This window comes from Parafrigoribacterium humi (assembly GCF_040227205.1).
GTDB classification, from domain to species: Bacteria; Actinomycetota; Actinomycetes; order Actinomycetales; family Microbacteriaceae; genus Parafrigoribacterium_A; species Parafrigoribacterium_A humi.
The window spans coordinates 23,833-43,981 of the sequence record NZ_JBELOA010000002.1; the positions used below are offsets into that span (position 1 = coordinate 23,833).

The 20,149-nt window shown below is 66.8% G+C and carries 24 protein-coding genes; 18 read left to right on the plus strand and 6 right to left on the minus strand.

Translation table 11 applies throughout. From position 1 onward, the window contains the following. Positions 1-3 precede the first annotated feature (3 nt). The 3 genes from ABUA28_RS04330 to ABUA28_RS04340 form a co-directional block, all read right to left on the minus strand. A complete protein-coding gene (locus ABUA28_RS04330) occupies positions 4-1,407 on the minus strand; it encodes an MFS transporter (RefSeq protein ID WP_349902721.1) in 1,404 nt (467 codons plus the stop codon). Between the two features lie 327 nt (positions 1,408-1,734). After that, positions 1,735-2,112 carry a YciI family protein gene (locus ABUA28_RS04335; RefSeq protein ID WP_349902722.1) on the minus strand — a complete coding sequence of 126 codons (378 nt, stop codon included), beginning with the start codon at positions 2,110-2,112 and terminating at the stop codon, positions 1,735-1,737. A gap of 72 nt (positions 2,113-2,184) precedes the next feature. Then, on the minus strand, positions 2,185-3,207 hold the full coding sequence (locus ABUA28_RS04340; RefSeq protein WP_349902723.1) for an NYN domain-containing protein: 1,023 nt from the start codon (positions 3,205-3,207) through the stop codon (positions 2,185-2,187). A gap of 203 nt (positions 3,208-3,410) precedes the next feature. Between ABUA28_RS04340 and ABUA28_RS04345 the strand changes: the two genes are divergently transcribed. From ABUA28_RS04345 to ABUA28_RS04380, 8 genes are all read left to right on the plus strand, one after another. Further along, the gene (locus tag ABUA28_RS04345) at positions 3,411-4,439 is read left to right on the plus strand and encodes an LLM class flavin-dependent oxidoreductase (RefSeq protein ID WP_349902724.1); all 1,029 of its coding nucleotides are present in this window, start codon (positions 3,411-3,413) and stop codon (positions 4,437-4,439) included. A gap of 31 nt (positions 4,440-4,470) precedes the next feature. Beyond that, positions 4,471-5,418 carry an NADP-dependent oxidoreductase gene (locus tag ABUA28_RS04350; protein ID WP_349902725.1) on the plus strand — a complete coding sequence of 316 codons (948 nt, stop codon included), beginning with the start codon at positions 4,471-4,473 and terminating at the stop codon, positions 5,416-5,418. A 38-nt stretch (positions 5,419-5,456) separates the two neighbouring features. Then, the gene (locus ABUA28_RS04355; protein WP_349902726.1) at positions 5,457-6,662 is read left to right on the plus strand and encodes an MFS transporter; all 1,206 of its coding nucleotides are present in this window, start codon (positions 5,457-5,459) and stop codon (positions 6,660-6,662) included. Between the two features lie 94 nt (positions 6,663-6,756). Next, the gene (locus tag ABUA28_RS04360) at positions 6,757-7,077 is read left to right on the plus strand and encodes a PLD nuclease N-terminal domain-containing protein (RefSeq protein WP_349902727.1); all 321 of its coding nucleotides are present in this window, start codon (positions 6,757-6,759) and stop codon (positions 7,075-7,077) included. Beyond that, entirely contained in the window at positions 7,074-8,003 is a 930-nt protein-coding gene (locus ABUA28_RS04365; protein WP_349902728.1) for an ABC transporter ATP-binding protein, read from the plus strand. Before ABUA28_RS04360 ends, ABUA28_RS04365 begins: the two co-directional genes overlap by 4 nt. Continuing rightward, complete coding sequence (locus ABUA28_RS04370) at positions 8,000-8,764, plus strand: ABC transporter permease (RefSeq protein WP_349902729.1); 765 nt, start codon at positions 8,000-8,002, stop codon at positions 8,762-8,764. Before ABUA28_RS04365 ends, ABUA28_RS04370 begins: the two co-directional genes overlap by 4 nt. Positions 8,765-8,852: 88 nt before the next feature. Further along, positions 8,853-9,146, plus strand: a complete 294-nt coding sequence (locus ABUA28_RS04375) for a hypothetical protein (RefSeq protein ID WP_349902730.1) — start codon at positions 8,853-8,855, stop codon at positions 9,144-9,146. Between the two features lie 81 nt (positions 9,147-9,227). Next, positions 9,228-10,013 (plus strand): YidC/Oxa1 family membrane protein insertase, encoded by a 786-nt coding sequence (locus ABUA28_RS04380; protein ID WP_349902731.1) that lies wholly within the window; start codon positions 9,228-9,230, stop codon positions 10,011-10,013. A gap of 16 nt (positions 10,014-10,029) precedes the next feature. Here the strand turns inward: ABUA28_RS04380 and ABUA28_RS04385 are convergent, their stop codons facing one another. Continuing rightward, positions 10,030-10,449 (minus strand): DUF1761 domain-containing protein, encoded by a 420-nt coding sequence (locus tag ABUA28_RS04385; RefSeq protein WP_349902732.1) that lies wholly within the window; start codon positions 10,447-10,449, stop codon positions 10,030-10,032. A gap of 131 nt (positions 10,450-10,580) precedes the next feature. Here ABUA28_RS04385 and ABUA28_RS04390 point away from each other — a divergent pair, with 131 nt between their 5' ends. Beyond that, positions 10,581-10,886 (plus strand): hypothetical protein, encoded by a 306-nt coding sequence (locus ABUA28_RS04390; protein WP_349902733.1) that lies wholly within the window; start codon positions 10,581-10,583, stop codon positions 10,884-10,886. Here the strand turns inward: ABUA28_RS04390 and ABUA28_RS04395 are convergent. Continuing rightward, positions 10,872-12,374, minus strand: coding sequence for an MDR family MFS transporter (locus ABUA28_RS04395; RefSeq protein WP_407075411.1), 1,503 nt, complete (start codon positions 12,372-12,374; stop codon positions 10,872-10,874). The genes ABUA28_RS04390 and ABUA28_RS04395 overlap by 15 nt on opposite strands. 182 nt (positions 12,375-12,556) lie before the next feature. On the opposite strand from ABUA28_RS04395, the gene ABUA28_RS04400 reads away from it, so the two are divergent. The 9 genes from ABUA28_RS04400 to ABUA28_RS04440 all read left to right on the plus strand — a co-directional run bounded on the left by ABUA28_RS04400 (position 12,557) and on the right by ABUA28_RS04440 (position 19,219). Next, positions 12,557-12,739, plus strand: a complete 183-nt coding sequence (locus tag ABUA28_RS04400; RefSeq protein ID WP_349902735.1) for a PspC domain-containing protein — start codon at positions 12,557-12,559, stop codon at positions 12,737-12,739. A gap of 385 nt (positions 12,740-13,124) precedes the next feature. Further along, positions 13,125-14,153: an LLM class flavin-dependent oxidoreductase gene (locus ABUA28_RS04405; protein ID WP_349902736.1), complete on the plus strand. Its 1,029-nt coding sequence runs from the start codon at positions 13,125-13,127 to the stop codon at positions 14,151-14,153. Between the two features lie 174 nt (positions 14,154-14,327). After that, positions 14,328-14,714 (plus strand): VOC family protein, encoded by a 387-nt coding sequence (locus ABUA28_RS04410; protein WP_349902737.1) that lies wholly within the window; start codon positions 14,328-14,330, stop codon positions 14,712-14,714. A gap of 126 nt (positions 14,715-14,840) precedes the next feature. Next, positions 14,841-16,412 (plus strand): DUF7059 domain-containing protein, encoded by a 1,572-nt coding sequence (locus tag ABUA28_RS04415; protein WP_349902738.1) that lies wholly within the window; start codon positions 14,841-14,843, stop codon positions 16,410-16,412. A gap of 29 nt (positions 16,413-16,441) precedes the next feature. Beyond that, positions 16,442-16,618 carry a hypothetical protein gene (locus ABUA28_RS04420; protein ID WP_349902739.1) on the plus strand — a complete coding sequence of 59 codons (177 nt, stop codon included), beginning with the start codon at positions 16,442-16,444 and terminating at the stop codon, positions 16,616-16,618. A 36-nt stretch (positions 16,619-16,654) separates the two neighbouring features. Then, entirely contained in the window at positions 16,655-16,936 is a 282-nt protein-coding gene (locus ABUA28_RS04425) for a hypothetical protein (RefSeq protein ID WP_349902740.1), read from the plus strand. A gap of 98 nt (positions 16,937-17,034) precedes the next feature. Further along, positions 17,035-17,832: a thymidylate synthase gene (locus tag ABUA28_RS04430; RefSeq protein ID WP_349902741.1), complete on the plus strand. Its 798-nt coding sequence runs from the start codon at positions 17,035-17,037 to the stop codon at positions 17,830-17,832. A 41-nt stretch (positions 17,833-17,873) separates the two neighbouring features. Next, positions 17,874-18,377, plus strand: coding sequence for a dihydrofolate reductase (locus ABUA28_RS04435; RefSeq protein WP_349902742.1), 504 nt, complete (start codon positions 17,874-17,876; stop codon positions 18,375-18,377). Beyond that, positions 18,374-19,219, plus strand: coding sequence for a DUF3097 domain-containing protein (locus ABUA28_RS04440; protein ID WP_349902743.1), 846 nt, complete (start codon positions 18,374-18,376; stop codon positions 19,217-19,219). The genes ABUA28_RS04435 and ABUA28_RS04440 overlap by 4 nt, the downstream gene beginning before the upstream one ends. A 231-nt stretch (positions 19,220-19,450) precedes the next feature. On the opposite strand, the gene ABUA28_RS04445 is transcribed toward ABUA28_RS04440, so the two are convergent. Beyond that, positions 19,451-20,119: a DUF1345 domain-containing protein gene (locus ABUA28_RS04445; RefSeq protein ID WP_349902744.1), complete on the minus strand. Its 669-nt coding sequence runs from the start codon at positions 20,117-20,119 to the stop codon at positions 19,451-19,453. Positions 20,120-20,149 lie beyond the last annotated feature (30 nt).

The window sequence follows — 20,149 nt, forward strand, 5'->3', positions numbered from 1 at the left end:
AAGTCAGTCGAACGCGACGCTGTCGCCCACCGGAACCCCCGTGCGGGCGACGCGTCGCGGTGAGACGCGCGGTGCGATCACGAGCGCGAGCACGCCGATCGCGGCGGTGAAGGCGAACACCCCTGCGAAGGAGTTGTTCGCGAACACGAGGCCCGTGGCGGCGAGAGCGAGTGCTCCGCCGAGGGAATCGGCGATCGTCAGCGCCGAGCTGTTGAACCCCTGGTTTCCTGGCGAGGAGAAGGCGAGCGTCAGCGTGCTCATGCGCGGATACATGAGCCCCATGCCGCCGCCCGCAATCGCCCAGCCCACGATCGCGATCATGGGGTCGAGCGCGAACAGCGCGGTCACGAAGGCGACGACGATCGCGACGATGACGAGGGCACATCCGATGACCGTGCACGTTGCATGGCGCATGGTCTCGCTCATCCGGCCCTGGAGCCAGGAGGCACCTGCCCAGGCGACGGCACCGAGGGTGAGTGCGAGGCCCGCGAGCTTAGCCGAGAACTGGTAGTCCGCAATGAGCAGGTACGGCAGGTACACCTCCGCGCCGAAGTAGGTGGCGGCAGCGAGCCCGCGCAGCAGGATGACGCTCGGCAGTCCGCGTTTCGCACGCAAGGTCGCGCGCGGCAGCAGCGGGCGCACCGCCACGACCGCGACCACCGCGGCCGCCACCGCGAGAACACCGCCGATGGTCGGGATGTCCGCGAGCAGGTCGAGCGCGAGTACGCAGCCGGCGGCGATGACGGACCACGCGATACGGCCCGCAGCCCAGGGCGCGAGGGCCGCCTCTCCACGGCCGCGCTCGAGCCCACGTAGCGCGGGCACGATCATCCCGGTGGCGAGGAGAACGAGCCCGACGACTCCGAGAAACACCCAGTGCCAGCTCCAGGTCTCCGCAACGAAGCCCGCGGCAACCGGGCCGACGAGCGAGGGGATGACCCAGGCCGCGGCGAACCCCGCGAAGATCGACGGATGCAGCCTGGCCGGATACACGCGCGCCACCACGACGTAGAGCGCGACCGTCGTGCCGCCGCTGCCGAGCCCCTGCAGAAGGCGACCACCCACAAGCATCGGCATCGTGCTTGCCGCGCCCGCGACGATGAGCCCCACGGTGAACAGCACGGTTGAGGTGTACAGCGGAGTGACCGGTCCGATGCGGTCGCACCAGTTGCCCACCACGACCATGCCGATCACACCCGTCGCGAGCGGCCCGGCGAAGGCGAGCGCGTAGAGGCTCGCGCCGCCGAGGTCGGCGCTGACGATCGGCATCACGGTCGTCACGGCGAGCGACTCGAAGGCGGAGAGAAAGACGAGAGCGCAGGATCCGATCGTCACCCACAGGTAGCCGCGGCTGAACAGCCCGGGCTCGCGCGAGGGCCTTGCGGCGATCGGTGAGTCGACAGGCATGCCTGCGAGACTATGCCGTTGTTGCCGGGGAGGAAAATCGAGCGCGATGCCGGATGTCCACCCGCCGCAGGGTGCGGCTAGGTGATCGAATCGCCGCGCCGTTGCAGGTAGTCGCGGAGTCGCGGATCGGTCGTGAGCGAGATCGCCCTGGCAAAGGCGATTTTCGCGTCATCGACTGCCCCAGTTCGGCGAGCAGGTGGGCTCGGGTCGCCCAGGCCGGTTGGAATCGCTGGATGCCGGGGTCCGTCGCACTCGAAACTCGCTGCCACTGGATCGTGTAGCAACCGTAGGAGGCACGGGCCACCTGCTCGGCGCGTGCCGCAACCGTCAGACCAGCGTCTGCCACTGTCCGTCGCGGAACACTATCTCGGACGGCCGGATCTCGATCACGCCGTACTGCGCACCGGGGCACTTTTCCGCCCAGGCGATGGCGGCATCCAGATCGGCCACCTCGATCACGAAGGCGCCGGCGAGCTTCTCCTTCGTGTCGGCGAAGGGGCCATCCTGAACCTGCAGGGTGCCACCGCGCAGGGTGACCGTGGTGGCCGCCGCGGACGGTTGCAGGATGTCGGCAGACACGAGCACTCCGGCTTTGTCGAGCGACGTGGCGTAGGCGTCGAAGGCCGCGCGGAACGGTGCCATCTGTTCCTCGGTGACGCCGGCCTCTTCGGCCTCCTGGTTGTGGAGAAGTAGCGAATATCGCATGGGAAATCCTTCCGATCGGTCGATACTGACACCTCTATGACGAACGGGGTAGAGGCCAATCGACTCTCGGTGCTATTTCTCTACTTCCCGGGAAACCCGCAGCCGAATCAGCCGCAGCTGACCCTCCTCCTTGAGCTCGACGATGTTGTGGCGGGATTTCACGAAGTCGGTGAAGGTCTTGTAGCCGAGCGCGGATTCCTGGAACGACGGGTCCATCCGCAGCATCTGGTTCTTGACTGCTGAGCTGGCGATCCAGTCGACGTCTTCCTTCGCTTGCCCCAGTCGAAGGGCACGGCGGAGCAGGTCGGTTGCGGCTTTCGCGACGGCGGGCTTGACGCGGGAATCCGAGGCAGCAGCGGTAGCAGTGGCCGTTGTGGCCCTGCGGCCGGTGGACCTGCCGCGCTTCGTGGCGGTGCCGCCCTGCGAGGACTCCGATGTGGCCGTGCCCTCTGAGTTGCTCGCGGTCCCATCGTCGGCGTCGGCATCGAGCTCTGCCTCGTCGAGGTCGCTGTCGTCGTCATCCGTGAGCCCGGGCAGCGCGTCGTAGTCGGCGAACTCGTCGCACGCCGAGGCCAGGAATTTGCTCGTCGAGCCGGCGACGCCGATGCCGACGACGTAGCGCCCGAGTCGCTTGCAGCGCTGGGCGAGCGCGATGTAGTCGGAGTCGCCCGCGACGATCACGACGTGGGTGATGTCGGGCAGTCGAAAGAGATCTTCGACGACGTCGACGGCGAGGCGGATGTCCGCGCCGTTTTTCGCGGGCCTGACCGCAGGAAACAGCTGAACCAGTTCGACCGCCCGCTCCATGAGCTGGTTGCGGTAGGCGGCGTTGACCTCGATTGACCAGTCGGCGTATGCGCGGCTGACGATGATGGAGCCGAACGACGACGCAAAATCTAGTACAGCGCCGAGATCCACTCGCGCCTCCGCCAGGCGTGCTGCCAGCGCGGGATCCGCGCGCAGTGACTCCGCGGTGATGTCGCGCAGGCTGTCCTGCTGCCCGCGCCTGCGCTTGTGCTTCTGGTCGTAGCGGGAGATGACGATGTTGTCGAAGTCGATGTAGACCGCGACGCGACCCTCTGTTGGCTCAGCCATGCGGTGCTCTTCTCGATCTGGTGGTGTCGGACCTGGTGGCGTCGGACATCCGCTTCCCAGTCTGTCCCGCGCCGATGACACCGGCAACCTCGCCGCGCGGGAACGATCCAGACGCGAGTGCGGTTGACTTGGGTGTGGCGACCTGTCTCGCCGCCGCGCACGACCCGGATCGATTGATCCCGACCGCAAAGAAGGTATGCAGCATGTCCCTCTCGCTCTCCATTCTGGATCTCGCCCCGATCGCGGAGGGACAGACCGCGAGGGAGAGCTTCGAGGCGAGCATCGCGCTGGCGCAGGCGGCCGAGAAGAGCGGATACCTGCGCGTCTGGTACGCGGAGCACCACAACATGGCGACGATCGCCTCGTCGGCCACGAGCGTCGTGATCGGTCACGTCGCCGCGCACACCTCGACCATTCGTCTCGGCGCGGGCGGCGTCATGCTCCCGAACCACGCGCCGCTGACGATCGCCGAGCAGTTCGGCACTCTCGAGAGTATGTTCCCCGGTCGCATCGATCTCGGACTCGGGCGCGCTCCCGGCAGTGACCAGAACACGATGCGGGCGATGCGGCGCACCCCGTCGTCCGCAGAAACCTTCCCCCAGGACGTGCTCGAGCTGCAGGGGTACCTGCGCGGCGAGTCGGTGATTCCCGGTGTGCAGGCGGTGCCGGGTGCTGGAACCAACGTGCCCCTCTACATCCTGGGTTCCTCGCTCTTCGGTGCGAGCCTCGCGGCGGCGCTCGGCCTGCCCTACGCCTTCGCATCGCACTTCGCGCCGGACGCCCTGTTCGAGGCGGTCGAGACCTATCGCCGAGACTTCGAGCCCTCTGCGCAGCTGGCAGAGCCGTACGTCATCGCCGGGGTCAACGTGATCGCCGCAGAGGACGAGGCGGATGCCGTGAGCCAGTTCGAGACGACCCGTCGCGCCAGGGTGCGCGGCATGATCTCGCGCGGCCCGGTCGCCGTGGACCTCGGAGGGGTCAGCCAGCCCGCTCCGCACTACAGCGACGAGGAGATCGACGCCTTCCTGACGACACCGCAGGGGCGCCAGATCGCCAACATGATGCGGTACACGGCGGTGGGCACGCCGGAGACCGTGCGCGGCTTCCTCGACAACTTCGCGGCATCCGTCGACGCAGATGAACTGATCATCGCGCACCAATCGCCGCTCATCGCCGACCGCCTGCGTTCGGTCGGGCTGACCGCGCAGGCAATGGAGATCGGGGCCGCCTAGTGCGAGCCCAGCGCAGGAACAGGAGGAGGCCATGACCAGCGCGATGAGGTGGGTTGCCCGCAGATTCGGCGGGCTCGAGGTGCTCGCGTTCGAGGAAGCGGAGGTTCCGACTCCGGGCCCGGGCGAGGTCACGATCGACGTCCGCGCGGCAGGGGTGAATCCGGCCGATGCCAAGAACATCCGCGGTGGAGACCCGAGCACGCTCCCGATTGCTGTTGGTTACGAGGTGGCCGGAGTGATCTCTGCGATCGGCCCGAGCGCCGGCCCCCCGGCTATCGCATCCGGTCCGGTCGCTCTCGGCGACGAGGTGCTCGCCTTCCGGACCAGGGGCGGTTATGCGTCACGGCTCACGGTTCCGGCCCGCGATGTGTTCGCCAAGCCGCAGAATCTCAGCTTCCCCGAGGCGGCGAACCTGTTGCTCGTGGGCGCGACGGCGGCCGACATGCTGCACGTGACCGCGGCGAAGGCCCGGGAGACCGCGCTCGTGCACGGCGCATCCGGTGCGGTCGGTGTGAGCCTCGTCCAGCAGGCGAGGCTTCTGGGCATGCGCGTGATCGGCACCGCGAGCCCGCGCAACTTCGCCACGCTGGAGCGCTTCGGTGCTGAGCCCGTGCCCTACGGCGCAGGACTCGAACAGCGCGTGCGGGAGCTCGCAGGCGAGGGCGTGAGCGTTGCGCTCGACACGGTCGGAACGGACGAGGCGGTGGATGTGTCCCTCGCCCTCGTGAGCGATCGCGCGCGAATCGTGACGATCGCCGCGCCGCAGCGGGCCGAACGCGACGGGATCCTGGCGATCGGTGGTCGGCGGGGGCCGAGCGTGGCGTTCCGGGATTCGGTGCGCGCATCACTGATCGACCTCGCGGCCCGCGACGAGCTGGTCGTTCCGGTCGCGCGCACCTTCCCGCTCGCCGGCGCGATCGAGGCGCTGGAACTCCTCCAGACCGGTCATCCCGGCGGCAAACTCGCGCTCATCCCGTGACGTGCGCCGGCAACTCCACGACCCCGTAGCCTGAGACAGTGTCGACCCCTGCAGTGAAGCCCCGCCTCTCCCGCGAGGTCATCGTCCTCGGCATCATCGCCTTCTTCGTCATGGTGGGATTCGGCGTCGTCGTGCCCGTGCTGCCCGTGTTCGTGCGGAGCTTCCACGTCGGCTACACCGAGGTCGGTGCCGTGGTCTCGGCCTTCGCGCTCATGCGCCTGGTCGCGAGCCCCTTCGTGGGCAAGCTCATCGACTGGATCGGCGAGCGCACGATCCTCGCGATCGGCATCGGCATCGTCGCGGTGTCGAGCGCGCTCGTCGGTATCGCGCACAGCTATCTCGAGGTGCTCGTGCTGCGCGGTGCAGGCGGCATCGGCTCGGCCATGTTCTCGATCTCGGCCATGACGCTGCTGCTCGGGACGACGGCACCGTCGATGCGCGGTCGTGCCGTCGGCTTCTACCAGGGCGGCTTCCTCATTGGAGGAATGGCAGGGCCTGCACTCGGCGGGCTCCTCGCCGTGATCTCGCTGCGCGCGCCGTTCTTCTTCTACGCGGGAACCCTCGTCGTCGCGGGCGCGGTCGGACTCGCCTTCCTGCGTCCGGTGTCGAAGCACGCGAAGACCGAGACGGCGGATGCCACCCCCGCGATTCCCTTCCGCGGCGTCATCGCAGATCCACGGTTCCGCGCCGCGTGCCTGGCCAACTTCTCCTCCGGCTGGGCCTCCCTCGGCGTGCGCAGCGCGCTCATCCCGGTGCTCGTCGTCGAGGTGCTGCATGAGCCGGAGCTCTGGACCGGCATTGCCTTCGCGGTCGCTGCCGCAGCCCAGACCATCGCGCTCGGCCCGGCAGGCACCTTCGTTGACAAGATCGGTCGTCGTCCCGCGATCGTCGGTGCGTACGCGCTCGGCGGCGTCACCCTCTTCGCCATGCCCTTCATCGGGGACATCTGGACATTGACGGCACTCCTGTGCGTCTACGGCATTGCCGCCGCGTTCATGGGCACGGCACCCGCGGCAGCGGTGGGGGATGCCGCGACCGGCAGAAACGGTCAGCCCGTCGCGATCTTCTCCGCGTTCTCGGACCTCGGGGCGATCATCGGACCGCTCGCAGCCGGCGCGCTCGTGGACGCGGTGTCATTCCCCGCGGCCTTCGGATCGGCGGTGGTGCTGATGCTTGCGGCATCCGTCTATGCACTGCGGATGCCGCGCGAACGCCTCGCGAGGTCGGTCGCCGCCCGGGATTGACCGCCCAGGTATGTTTCGTCACGCGACATTCCCTGTGCGCTGCTAAATTCGCAGGTGTGGCCTGCGGTGGCGCGGCGATGAGAAGGAGACCACGATGAACCCCGATTTGTCTACGCTTCCCACGGGCATTCTGGTCGTCATCGCGGTCGTAGCCGCCATCGAGATCACACTCGACGTGATTGCGCTCGTGAGTCTCTACCGGCGCCCGCTGAGCCAGGTGGCACTCGGCAACAAGTGGGTGTGGGTCGCGATCATCCTCCTGGTGAATCTCGTCGGACCGGTGCTCTACTTCGTGATCGGGCGTAAGACCGACGTGCCGGAAGAACAGCCCGCGCCCTCGCGCGCGAGCGCCACGACAACCGACTCGATCGCAGACAGTCTCTACGGCCGCCGCGACGACTCGGGCGCTCCGTGACCCCTGCGATCCGTGCCACCGGGCTGAGCAAGAGCTACGGTCCCAAACGCGCGCTCGACGCCATTGACCTCTCGGTTGACGAGGGATCCATTTTCGGCTTCCTCGGGCCCAATGGCGCGGGCAAGACCACGATGCTGCGCCTGGTGACCGGGCTCGCACGGCCGACCTCCGGCTCCATCGAAGTGCTCGGTCACGACGTGGCGTCGGCGGGCAACGCGGTGCGCGCGAAGATCGGCTTCCTTCCCGATGTTCCTGCGTTCTACGAGTGGATGACCGCGGCGGACTTTCTGCGCTTTGCCGGCGGCCTGTTCGGGCTCGGCGGCACACTCCTCACCGAACGCACCGCGATGCTGCTCGATCTCGCCGGCCTCAGCGACGTGAAGACGAAAATCGGTGGGTACTCGCGCGGCATGAAGCAGCGTCTCGGCGTCGCGCAGGCGCTCGTCAACGCTCCGCGGCTGCTGCTGCTCGACGAGCCTACGAGTGCGCTCGACCCGATGGGGCGCAAGGACGTGCTCGACATGATCGTGTCGCTGCGCGGCCGCACGACGGTGTTCTTCTCCACGCACATCCTCGGTGACGTCGAGCGCGTCTGTGACTCGGTGGCCATTCTCGATCACGGCCGTGTGGTGGCGCAGGCGCCGATCGATGAACTGAAGCGTCGCTACGGCAAGCAGAAGGTGGTCGTCGAGGTGACCGAGGGTGCGGACGCCCTTGCCGCGGCTATCGCACGGCGCGACTGGACGGCATCCGTCGCCCGCGGGCCCCAGGGCTCGATCGAGGTGACGGTGACGGATGTCGCCGCAGCACAGCACGACATCCCCGCGATGGTCAGCGACCAGGGCATCGGCCTCGCTCGGCTGGACGCGGGGGAGCTCGGCCTCGAAGAGGTCTTCGTCGAGCTCGTCGGCGGTGGTGCGTCGTGAACGGCTACGGCGTCTTCATCGGCAAGGAACTGCGCGAGATCGTGCGCACCTGGCGGATCTGGGTGCTCCCGGCGATCCTGCTCTTCTTCGCGCTCAGCGGACCGGTGATCGCCCGGTTCACGCCCGAGATCGTCGGCGCGCTGGCGGGCAGCCAACTCGGAGCCATCACACTTCCCGATCCGACCCATGTCGATGCGTATGCGGCCTGGATCAAGAACCTCTCGCAGATCACCCTGTTCGCCTTCATCATCATCTACGGCGGTATCGTCTCGGCGGAGACGAGAAGCGGTACGGCCATCCTCGTGCTCACCAAGCCGGTGTCGCGCGGCGCGTTCGTGGTCGTCAAGGCGGTCGTGCACTCGCTCTTCCTGGCGGTTCTCGTGGTGCTCGGAACGCTCGTCACGTGGGCGGTCACCGCCGTGGTCTTCGGCGCATCGCCGGGCGGCCCGCTGTGGACGTCGTCTCTGGTCTGGCTCGTCTACGGTGTGCTGTTCATGGCCGTGATGACCCTGTTCTCGGTGCTGATCTCTTCCGCGGCCGGAGCGGCGGGTGCGGGCATCGGAGTGTATGCACTGCTGTCGATCGCTTCCATCTGGACGCCGCTCAAGGACTACTCGCCCGCGGGACTTCCCGGCCAGGCCGCGACGCTCGCGACGCACACGACCACCCCGTCATCCCTGTGGCCCGTGCTGACGTCCCTCGCGCTGTCGATCCTGCTCGTCGCGGTGGCCGCGCTGCTCTTCCGGCGCAGGGAGCTGTAGCTCTTCGCCCTGAGCGAATACCACGCCCGGAGTATGTCGGGTCGTGCAGCCCTGTTGTAGCGTCGAAGGTGAAGCCCGAGAGGATCGCATGCGCGCACTGCAGGAACGGATGGTCGTGCTCTCGACCATGCTGTTCGTCGCGCTTGCCGTGGCGCAGGGCGGACACACGACGGTGCTGGTCGCCAGCATCGCGGCCGTCGCGATCGCAGGCCTCGTTGCCGTTCGCTCCGCGGCACTCGTCACGGGCTCTCGCGAGATCGTCGTCGGTCGACGCGCCCACGCACATCGTGAGGCGCTGAGCGGAATGCCCGCGCCGTCGCATCCGTCCACGGCCGGGCGTCCACTCACCCGAGCCCCCGCGCGGTCGATAGCGGCCGCGTAACCGTCCTGTCCCTCTGCACGAGGAGGCGGGTGTCGTGGCCATACGGTCACCCCTCCGTTGTCGACTGCAAGGACTCTTTTCGTGGACCTCTTTTCCTTTCCTCCCATCGCTGCCGTTCTGGGCGCCGTCTACGCGCTCGTCCAGGGAATAGCAACGTTGTTCACCCCGATCGCGGGCAGTGCGGCCGCGGCCGTCGCCATCATCGTTCTCACCGTGCTCGTGCGCTCCGCGCTCGTCTCCGTTGGCGTCTCCCAGGTGAAGGCGGAGTGGGCGCGTCGCAAGCTCGCACCCAAGCTCCAGGCGCTGCAGCGCAAGTACAAGAAGAATCCGCAGCTGCTGCAGCAGAAGACTCTGGCGTTGTACAAGGAGGAGAAGGTCTCGCCGTTTGCCGGGATACTGCCCACGCTCGCTCAGGCGCCCGTGCTCTCGCTCGTGTACGCCCTTTTCCTGCGCACCACGGTCGACGGGCATCCGAACGCGTTGCTCACGGAACATCTGTTGGGTGTGCCATTGGGAGCGTCGTTCACGCATCTCGTGGCATCGGGCCTTGGCGTGTCCGGCATCGCGGTGTACGCCGTGCTTTTCGCGATCATGTGCACAACGGCCTGGTTTTCTCGCCGCACCGCTCTGCGGCTCGCTCCGGAGGCCACCCCGGCCCAGAGGACGGACGCCCCGGCAATGCCCGCGGGCGTGTCCGGCATCCTGAATTGGTTGCCCTTCGTCGCCGTTGTGTTCGCCGCGTTCGTTCCGCTCGCCGCAGCTCTCTACCTGGTCACGACGACCGCGTGGACCTTCGTGGAGCGAGCCATACTGCGACGGCGTTACTGGAGTGAGCTGAACCTCAGCGGTGCCGCGAGGGCAGAATGACGCCGCGACCGCAGGCTCAAGCCGGCGGCCACACGCCGATGATCACGGACATGATGACGATCGTGACCAGTTCGTGTGCGATGTTCAGCACGGTGAGCCCGGCCGGGCGTTTGTCGAAGGCGTCGTGAGTGATGAAGCGGGCAGCGGTGAAGCCCGCCCAGAGCAGGATGCCGGTGACCACGGCGCTCACGAAGAAGCCGCCGCCGTAGAACGTCCAGGCCATGAACGCCGTGCCGGCCAGAGTCCAGGCGGTCACGAAGCTCACGATCACCGTGGTCACGATCGGACCGACCGCGTCGCTCGCCTTGCCCGGTGTCACTCCGGCCGCCTTCATCCAGTAGTTCCCGAAGACCTTCGGGGTGTACCAGATCGAGCCGACGATCATCGTCGAGATCGTGGCCAGGATTACCGCCCAATAGTTGATGTCGGGAATCATGATCATCCTTCCAGCGCCGTTGCCGATGTGATGTGCGAAGTCTACGGGAGGAGATGCTTGCAGCCCGGAGATTATCGACGACGTCACCTAAGTGGACAGAACGGTACACAGAATGCGGTAACGTCAGGGACGTGATCATTGCTCCGCTCATACGACGCTGGGGCGTCCTGGTTATGGGCGGGGCGTTCCTGCTCGTCGGCATCGTCCTGGTGTGCACCCACCTCTCGCTCGTCGCGGGGTGGGGGCATTATGCGCCGATGTCGGACATGGCCTTCTACCCGGGGCTCCCGAGCTCTCATGCTCCGCTCGGCGGCGAACTGGCAGAAACACCGGAGCGCTACGCGAGCCGTGGGGGCCAGATCCTGATCGCACTCGGCATCACCCTGCTCGCGGGCTGGGTGGGCTTCACGCTCAGTTGCCGATCACTGCGCCGCTGAGACCGCCTCGTGGTGGTCAGGCGTGCTGGCCGGCTTGCGGATGAAGAACGCCACGGGGATGGCCAGGAGCGAGATGACCCCGCCGTAGAGGAAGGCGTCATGGATTCCCGAGGCAGTGGCCTCCGCGACCGAAGCCCCACCCTCGAGCAGCGGCGCCGATCCAATGGCCATCACGGAGATGAACAGCGCGGTTCCCGCCGCGCCAGCCACCTGCTGGACCGTGCCGACGATTGCGCTTCCGTGCGAGTAGAGCTCGGGCTTGAGCGCCGCGAGGCCCGCGGTGAACAGCGGCGTGAAGAGCAGTGCGAGCCCAAAGCTCAGTGACATGTGGGCAACCAGCACCCACCAGAACGAGGTACCCACGCCGAGGAAGGTCAGCGACCAGAGAACGGCGCTGACGATGATCGCCCCGGGGATCACAAGGGGTCTCGTGCCACGGGCGTCATAGAAGCGGCCGACGAACGGCGCGAGGAGACCCATGAGCAGCCCACCGGGTAGCAGAAGCAACCCCGTGCTGAGCACGTCGAGCCCAAGCACCCGCTGCGTGTAGAACGGCAGCAGGATGATCGTGCCGAACAGCGCGATCATGCTGATCATGACCATGACGATCGCGTAGCTGAAGGTCTTCGAGCGGAAGGTGCGAAGGTCGAGCAGCGCGCGATCCCGGCGCTGGAGGCGGATCTGGCGGTAGATGAACAGTGCAAGCCCGATCACGCCCACCGCAATCGGCAGCCATCCCGAAAGCTTGGTGATGCCGCCGCCGGGAGCGCCCAGGCTGCTGAGACCGTAGACCAGCCCGCCGAAACCCAACGCGGACAGCACGACGGACACGACGTCGATCGGCGTCACTCGCGGCTCCGTGACGTTCGGCACGCGCATGGCGCCCAGGATGAGCGCGGCGATCGCGATCGGAAGCACGAGGATGAACATCCAGCGCCAGTCCAGCTGGTCGAGGATGATGCCGGAGATCGTCGGGCCGATTGCCGGGGCAACCGAGATGACGATCGAGATGTTGCCGATCGTGCGACCGCGGGACTGCTCTGGCACGAGCGTCATCACGGTGGTGAACAGCAGCGGAATCATGATCGCGGTGCCGCAGGCCTGCACGACGCGCGCCACGAGCAGCACCTCGAAGTTGGGTGCGACAGCGGCGATCAGGGTGCCGAAGCTGAACAACGTCATCGCGGTGATGAACACCGGACGCGTGTGAAAGCGCTGCAGCAGGAAGCCCGTGATCGGGATCACCACGGCCATGGTGAGCATCACGGCGGTCGTGAGCCACTGGGCGGCGGACGCCGAGATGTGGAGATCCTTCATGAGGTGGGGGATCGCGACGCCCATGATCGTCTCGTTGAGGATGACGACGAAGGTCGAGACGAGCAGCAGGCTGATGACGAGGCGGTTGCGTGCGCTCAGTGAGGCGCTCGCGGCGGCTTGTCGGTCATCCGCGGTCGGAACAGCGATCGGGGTGGTTTCAGTCATGGGCATTCCGGTCGGAGGTAGCTGGTGGGAGAGGTGTGCGCGCCAGAACAGGCCGCGTGCGAAGCAACCGTGTTAATAGTGTCGTTTATTCCACCGACATTCGACCCCGTGCTCGGGCGATTTAGGGCAGGGAGATTTAGGGGGATACCCCGATAGCGAGCGTGCCGCAGGGATGCGAGGCTCGAAGCATGAATCTCAGCAGACCCAGAACCGGCCGTGTGATCGCCGGAGTGTGCGCCGCGATTGCGCGCCGCTTCGGCTGGAGGGTGGGCATCGTCCGGCTCATTACCGTGCTCAGCATCCTGTTGCCCGGCCCGCAGGTGATCGCCTACATCGTGCTGTGGATCCTGATTCCCGAAGACGTGGCGTAGCGCTACCAGCGCTCGAACGAAAGGAGCCGGATCTGAAAAGATCCGGCTCCTGAAGGTGCGTCATAGGCCGCGGTGCTTCGTGGCATCGCTCCATGGCATTGCTCTAAAACAGCTTAGGCACTCGCGCTCTTGGAATTCGCTTTGGCCTTTTTATCGGCGCGCTTTTCCTTGAGAGACTTGGCCGCCACGGTCTTGGCGCTGCTCTTCTTCGGTGATTTGTCTGCCATAGGGCATCCCTCCCTCGGAAGCACGGACGGCTTCGGTATCGCCGACACTACCCCCGAAAGCAGATAAATGCATCAGGCAGGGCGGAATAGGAGAATGTTGTGAACGGTTGGGCATAAATATGCAAACGCATGAACCTAGCGAAAAGGCGGAATGGCCCATGAACACGCTCGAATTCGGACTCGACACCTTCGGTGACATCACGGTGGACCGCTCTGGCGAGAAGCTCTCTCACGCGCAGAGCATCCGCAACATCGTCGAGCAGGCCGTTCTCGCCGACGAGGTCGGACTCGATTTCATCGGCATCGGCGAGCACCATCGCGACGATTTCGCGGTCTCCTCTCCCGAGATGGTGCTCGCGGCGATCGCCTCGCGCACCACGCACATCCGTCTCGGTTCCGCCGTCACGGTGCTGAGTTCGGATGACCCGGTGCGCGTATTCGAACGTTTCTCGATCCTCGACGCGCTCTCGAACGGTCGCGCGGAGGTGATCCTCGGGCGCGGGTCGTTCACCGAGTCGTTCCCGCTGTTCGGGTTCAACCTCGAGGACTACAACGTGCTGTTCGAAGAGAAGATCGAGCTCTTCGCCGAACTGCTCAAGGAGAAGCCGGTTACCTGGTCCGGCACGACGCGTGCCGCTCTCACGAACCAGTCCGTGTATCCGCCAAGCGAATCCGGATCGATCCGCACCTGGGTGGGCGTCGGCGGAAGTCCGGAGTCCGTGGTGCGCGCGGCCCGCTACGGTCTGCCGCTCGTGCTCGCGATCATCGGGGGAGACCCGCTGCGTTTCGCCGCATACGCCGACCTCTACAAGCGTGCGCTCACGCAGTTCGAACGTCCTGAGCTGCCGATCGCTGCACACTCTCCCGGGCACATCGCGGCAACGGATGAGCAGGCCAGGGAAGAACTGTGGCCACACTTCCGCGCCAACCACGAGCGCATCGGCAGGGAGCGCGGCTGGCCCGCGATGGGGCGCGAGGAGTTCGATCGCGAAGTGACGAACGGCGCGATCTTCGCGGGGTCGCCCGAGACTGTTGCTGCCAAGATCGTGCGCACGGTGCAGGGTCTCGGACTGTCGCGCTTCGACCTCAAGTACGCCACGGGAACCATGCCGCACGAGCAGCTCATGAGCTCGATCGGGCTGTACGGGCGCGAGGTGGTGCCGCTCGTTCGCGAGCAGCTCGCCTGAGCCGGCCGAGAGTGGTTGTGGCGGGAGTTAGCGGCTCGCGGCGAGAGTCATGACTCCCGCCACGAGAACTCAACCCCGCCACATCGCTCACTCTTGCGCGAGTGGCCCGGTGGTGTGACCATGGTGCGAACGGTGCGCTTCGCCGTGGTGGAACAGAGCGCGAAGGAGCAGGTCATGTTTTCACCGGTCAAAGCTTTCAGCGGGTTCTCCGTCGACGACATCCCTGCTGCACGAGATTTCTATGGCGAGACCCTCGGCCTCGAGGTCACGGAGAACGAGATGGGCATTCTCGAACTCCACCTGGGCAGCGGCGCGATGGTCATCGTCTACGGCAAGCCGAACCACATTCCCGCGAGCTTCACCATCCTGAACTTCGACGTGGATGATGTCGACGACGCCGTCGACGACCTGAACGCCAGGGGAGTGGTCACCAAGATCTACGACGACGCCGACTTCCCGACGGATGCGAAGGGCATCGCGCGCGGGAACGGGCGCGGGCCGGACATCGCCTGGTTCAAGGATCCGGCGGGCAACGTGCTCTCCGTGTTGAAGGGCAGCTGACACGCAGCTCGTCTCTCGTGGCGGGAGTTGGCACCTCGTGGCGGGAGTCATGACTCCCGCCGCCACGACATTTCTCCCGCCGCAGGGCGGTGCTTGGCCCGGTCTGGCGTGCACTTGAATGGGACGGTGAATCCTGCACTCGTCTCCCTGCTGCGCTCCGACCTGCGCGCGGCCCACTTCTTCGTCGATGCGCTCGATGTGCTCTGGGGCGAGCAGGCCGCATCCGCCCTGTTTCGTGGGCAGCGGGTACCCGCGCTGCGGGAGCTCGCGCGGCACGAGTCGATCGAGCGCGGCGCTGAACGGACACCCGAGCCGGCGTCGACGCTCGCCAGGCTGTTCATGTTCGGGATGCCGCAGCCGGGCGATGAGGTCGCCGCCGCGCTTCCCGCGCTCGGCGTCGATGGCGCGGTCGAGCTGGGGCTTATTGCCGCCGATGGCCAGGTGCACCCGCTCATCGACTTGCGCCCCTACGAGTTCACGGATGCTCGTGGCGCGGGCCAGTGGTGGATCGCAAGCGACCTCGGCGAGGTGTCGAGCGGTGCCGCGCTGAGGCCGGACCATGTGCTCGGCGTCGGCGGAGCATCCATGACCCTGACCGGACTCATGATCGCGCCACGCGAGGACGCATCGGGGACGGTGCTCGACCTCGGCACCGGGTGCGGCATCCAGGCCATGCACGCCTCGCGCCACGCCCGCCACGTCGTCGCCACCGACATCTCGGAGCGGGCTCTCTGGTTCGCCGCGCTCAACGCGGAGCTCAACGAGATCGACACCATCGAGCTGCGCTCCGGCAGCCTGTTCGACCCGGTTGCGGGCGAGACCTTCGACCAGATCGTCTCCAACCCGCCGTTCGTCATCACCCCGCGCGCCGAGGGAGTTCCGGAGTATGAATACCGGGATGGCGGCATGGTGGGCGACGCGCTCGTGGCGAGTGTCATCCGGGGAATGACACCGCACCTCGTGCCGGGAGGCATCGCTCAACTGCTCGGCAACTGGGAGTACCGCGACGGGGAAGACCGCCTCGATCGGGTGCGCGGTTGGCTCGCAGACGCGGAGGTCGCCGCGGGCGCTCGGCTTGACGCCTGGGTGATCGAGCGCGAGGTGCAGGACGTCGCGAGCTACGCCGAGACCTGGATCAGGGACGGCGGCACCAAACCAGGCACGCCCGAGTTCGATCGCCTCTACGGCGCGTGGCTCGACGACTTCGAGGAGCGCGGGGTGACCCGAGTCGGCTTCGGTTACATCCTCCTGCGCAGGCGGGCGGATGCCGCGGCCGGGCTCCGACGCATCGAGCGCCTGCACGCCCCGCTCGGCACCAATACCGCCGGTCTCGGAGAACATCTCGCGACGTGCCTCGCGGCGCAGGGCTGGCAGGCGGGCCTCAGCGATGAGTCGCTCCTGCTGGCCACGCTCACGGTCGCATCGGACGTGACGGAGGAACGTCACTATTGGCCGGGAGATGCGGATCCGACCGTCATAACGCTGCGGCAGGGCGGTGGGTTCGGGCGAACCGTGGAGGCAGGGACGGCGCTCGCGGCGCTCGTCGGCGCCTGCGATGGCGATCTGAGCATCCGCGCGATCTGTGCCGCGCTGGCCGAACTGCTCGGCGCCGATGAGGCCGCGCTGACCGCGGAGTTGCTGCCGAGCGTGCGCGAACTGGTCTCGACGGGCATCCTGCTCGCGCCCGGCGTGCGGTAATCCGCCGCGGGCCTTGCTAAAGTTCGAGTATGAACATCGCCGGCTTCGTTGTAGCTTTCATCTTCTTTGTGGGCGGACTCCTGCTCATGGGGTACTCATTCGGCCCCGACATCGCTGGCCCCGGCTTCATGTTCATCGGTGGCATCCTCGCGATCTCGGTCGCCGTGGCGATCCCCGCACACATCATGAAGCGCCTCGAGCGCTGACCATTCTCTGCGGCACGACGGATCGGGTGCCCCGCGATGAGTGAGGGGTTCGGAGTCGGAGCCCAGGTTCACGTCCGGGATGCCTCACCCGCGGATGCCGCGCCCTTCTCGGGGGAACCTACGGGAGTGATCGTTCGATCGGCCGGTTCGGCGATCGCCGGCGTCTGGGGAAATGCGGAGCGCGGCACCCAGTGGTGGGTCGACTTCGACGAGCCACAGACGGATGCCGCGGGCAGCATCCACCGCGGCGCCCAGATCGCGGAGAAATACCTCGAACTCGCCCCGCCGCTCGAGCCGGGCACATCCGACCCCGCCTGACCCGCGTCCTACCAACAATCCGCGCGGATGGGGAGAGGCACCGAGGTAACAGCGAGTGGCGTCGGCGCCGTGGCGTCGGCGCGACATAGGGTTGAGTCGTGCACACGCCGTATGAAGACCTGCTCCGCGATGTACTCGAGACGGGCACGCCGAAATCCGACCGAACGGGCACCGGGACGCGCAGCGTCTTCGGTCGTCAGCTGCGCTTCGACCTGTCGGAGGGGTTCCCGCTGATCACGACGAAGCGGGTCCACTTCCGCTCCATCGCCTACGAACTGCTCTGGTTCCTGCGCGGCGACTCCAACGTCGGCTGGCTGCAGCAGAACGGCGTGACGATCTGGGACGAGTGGGCATCGCCGGGGGGCGAGCTCGGCCCGGTCTACGGGGTGCAGTGGCGCTCATGGCCGACCCCGGATGGCGGACACATCGACCAGATCACCGAGCTCATGCAGAACCTGCGCTCGAACCCCGACTCCCGCCGCCACATCGTCTCCGCCTGGAACGTCGCGGACATCCCGCAGATGGCACTCGCCCCCTGCCACGCCTTCTTCCAGTTCTACGTCGCTGATGGCAGGCTCTCCTGCCAGCTGTACCAGCGCAGCGCCGACCTGTTCCTCGGTGTGCCGTTCAACATCGCGAGCTACGCGCTGCTCACGATGATGGTGGCCCAGCAGCTCGGCCTCGAACCGGGCGACTTCGTCTGGACCGGCGGCGACTGCCACATCTACGACAACCATGTCGAGCAGGTGAAGCTGCAGCTCACCCGCGAGCCGTACCCGTATCCGACGCTGGAGTTCGCGCGCACGCCCGCGTCGATCTTCGACTACGAATTCGATGACTTCCGGGTCGTGAACTATCAACATCATCCGGGGATCAAGGCGCCGGTCGCGGTATGAGCGCGGCTGCGCCACCCCCAGACATGAACCGAGTCGTCGGGATGAATCGAGTCATCGGCATGATTTGGGCCCAGACGGCGGACGGCGTGATCGGCAAAGACAACGACATGCCCTGGCACCTGCCGGAGGACTCCGCGCACTTCAAGCGGGTGACCATGGGGCATCCGGTGATCATGGGCCGGAAGAGCTGGGACGCGCTGCCGCAGAAGTGGCGCCCGCTTCCCGGGCGCAGCAACATCGTGATGACGCGGGATCCCGGATGGCGGGCGGAGGGCGCCATGGCGGTGCAGTCCCTCGAGGCCGCGCTCGAGGCGGCGGGAGACACAGATGAGATCTGGATCATCGGCGGCGGCAGGGTCTACCGCGATGCGGTGGATGTCGCCACGGTCGCCGTCGTGACCGAGCTGGATCTGCGGGTGGAGGGCGATGCGTTCGCGCCAAAACTCGGACCCGAGTGGGTTCGTGAGTCTGTGGAGCCGACCGAGGGCTGGGCGGTGTCGAAGACGGACATCCGCTACCGGATCGCCCGCTACCGCAGACGATGATCGACGATCTGGGCCCTGACCGCTATGGCGCCGACGTGCTCGCCGGCGACTGGCGCAACGCGGGCCGCACGGCGGTGCCGCAGGTCGAAGCCGTGCACGACCTCGTCATCGAAGAGGTCGAGACCGGGTTCTGCGGCGCCGTGGTGGGAATCGAGAACAAGCTCGTGCAGCTCGAGGACTACAAGGGCAAGGTGCGGGTGTTTCCGCTCGGTGCGGGGTTCCTGCTCGAGGGCGAGCCGGTGATCCTCGTGGCTCCCGTGAGGCGGCCTGCGGGCACGGCGCGCACAGCATCCGGTTCGTTCGCCGTCGCCGACCAGACGGCGCGCGTAGCTCTGCCCAGTCGCATCTTCGTCGAGGGCCGTCACGACGCCGAACTCGTGGAGAAGGTGTGGGGCGCGGATCTGCGGCTCGAGGGCGTCGTGGTTGAATATCTCGACGGTGTTGACCACCTGGACGAGGTGCTGCGGAACTTCGCGCCGGGCAAGGATCGCCGGGTCGGTGTTCTGGTCGACCATTTGATTGCCGGCTCGAAGGAGAGCAAGATTGCGGATGCCGTGGCCCGTGGTCCGTATCAAGCGCACGTGCTCGTGGTCGGGCATCCGTTCGTCGATGTATGGCAGTCGGTGAAGCCGGCCCGGCTCGGCATGGCCGAGTGGCCGGTCATTCCACGCTCGCTCGAGTGGAAGCACGGCATCTGCGACGCCCTCGGCTGGCCGCACGAGGACCAGGCGGATATCGCACGGGCCTGGCAACGCATCCTCGGTCAGGTGCGCACCTTTGCCGACCTCGAACCGGCCCTGCTCGGCCGCGTCGAGCAGCTCATCGACTTCGTCACCCAGTAGCGCCCCGCCCCGCAGACCGCAATCCCCGCGCAACGCCCAAATGAAGGAGTGGAGCGCTCCCATGGCGTGACCTTTCCCGTAAACGCGGGGAACAGCGCCGGCAACTCCTTCATTTGGGCGGAAGCGACGGGCGGAAGCGACGGGCAGGACGGGCGGAAGCGACGCGCGGAGGGGGCAGTGCGGAGATGAGGCGGGACGAGAGCAGGCGAGTGGGCAGACCAGCCCGCGCCGTCAGCCGCCGCTCGTGAGGCCCACGATGAGGTTGATCGTGGTGGCCAGGATGATCGAGCCGAACAGGAACGACAGCAGCGCGTGCCGCAGCGCGAGCGAACGGATACGGAAGGTTGTGAGGTTGGTGTCGGACACCTGGTAGGTCATACCGAGGGTGAACGACAGGTAGGCGAAGTCGAGGTAACGGGGCGGGTCATCCTGGTTGAAGTTCACGCCCGTGCCGCCGTCGGTGTAATAGATGCGGGCGTAGTGCAGAGTGAACAGCGTGTGCAGCAGGATCCAGGAAAACGCGACGTTTCCGAGCGCGATACCGGCGAGGACTCCCTTCATTGCGCCGTGGGCGGTGCTGGCCTGCACGAGAGTGATCACGACCGTAGACAGGCTGGCAATGCTCAGGAGCACGATGAGCAGGTCCGAGATGCCACGAGTCGGATCTTCGCGGCTGGCCCGGCTTTTGGTCTTCGTTGCGTCCAGAGAGCCGATGAGGATCCAGATCCAGGCCGAGTACACGAACGCAGCCGCGATCCAGCCGACCGCCGTCGCAAATTGCCAATCCCAGCTGAGCCCTGTAATGGCCGCGGCAATAATTCCGGCCACGAGCATGACGATCAGGCGCGTGCTCGCGTTGCGCCGTCGGGGTGCTGACTCTTCGTCTGTTTTCTCGGCCACGGTTTGATTGAAACACTCGTGCGCCGAGGG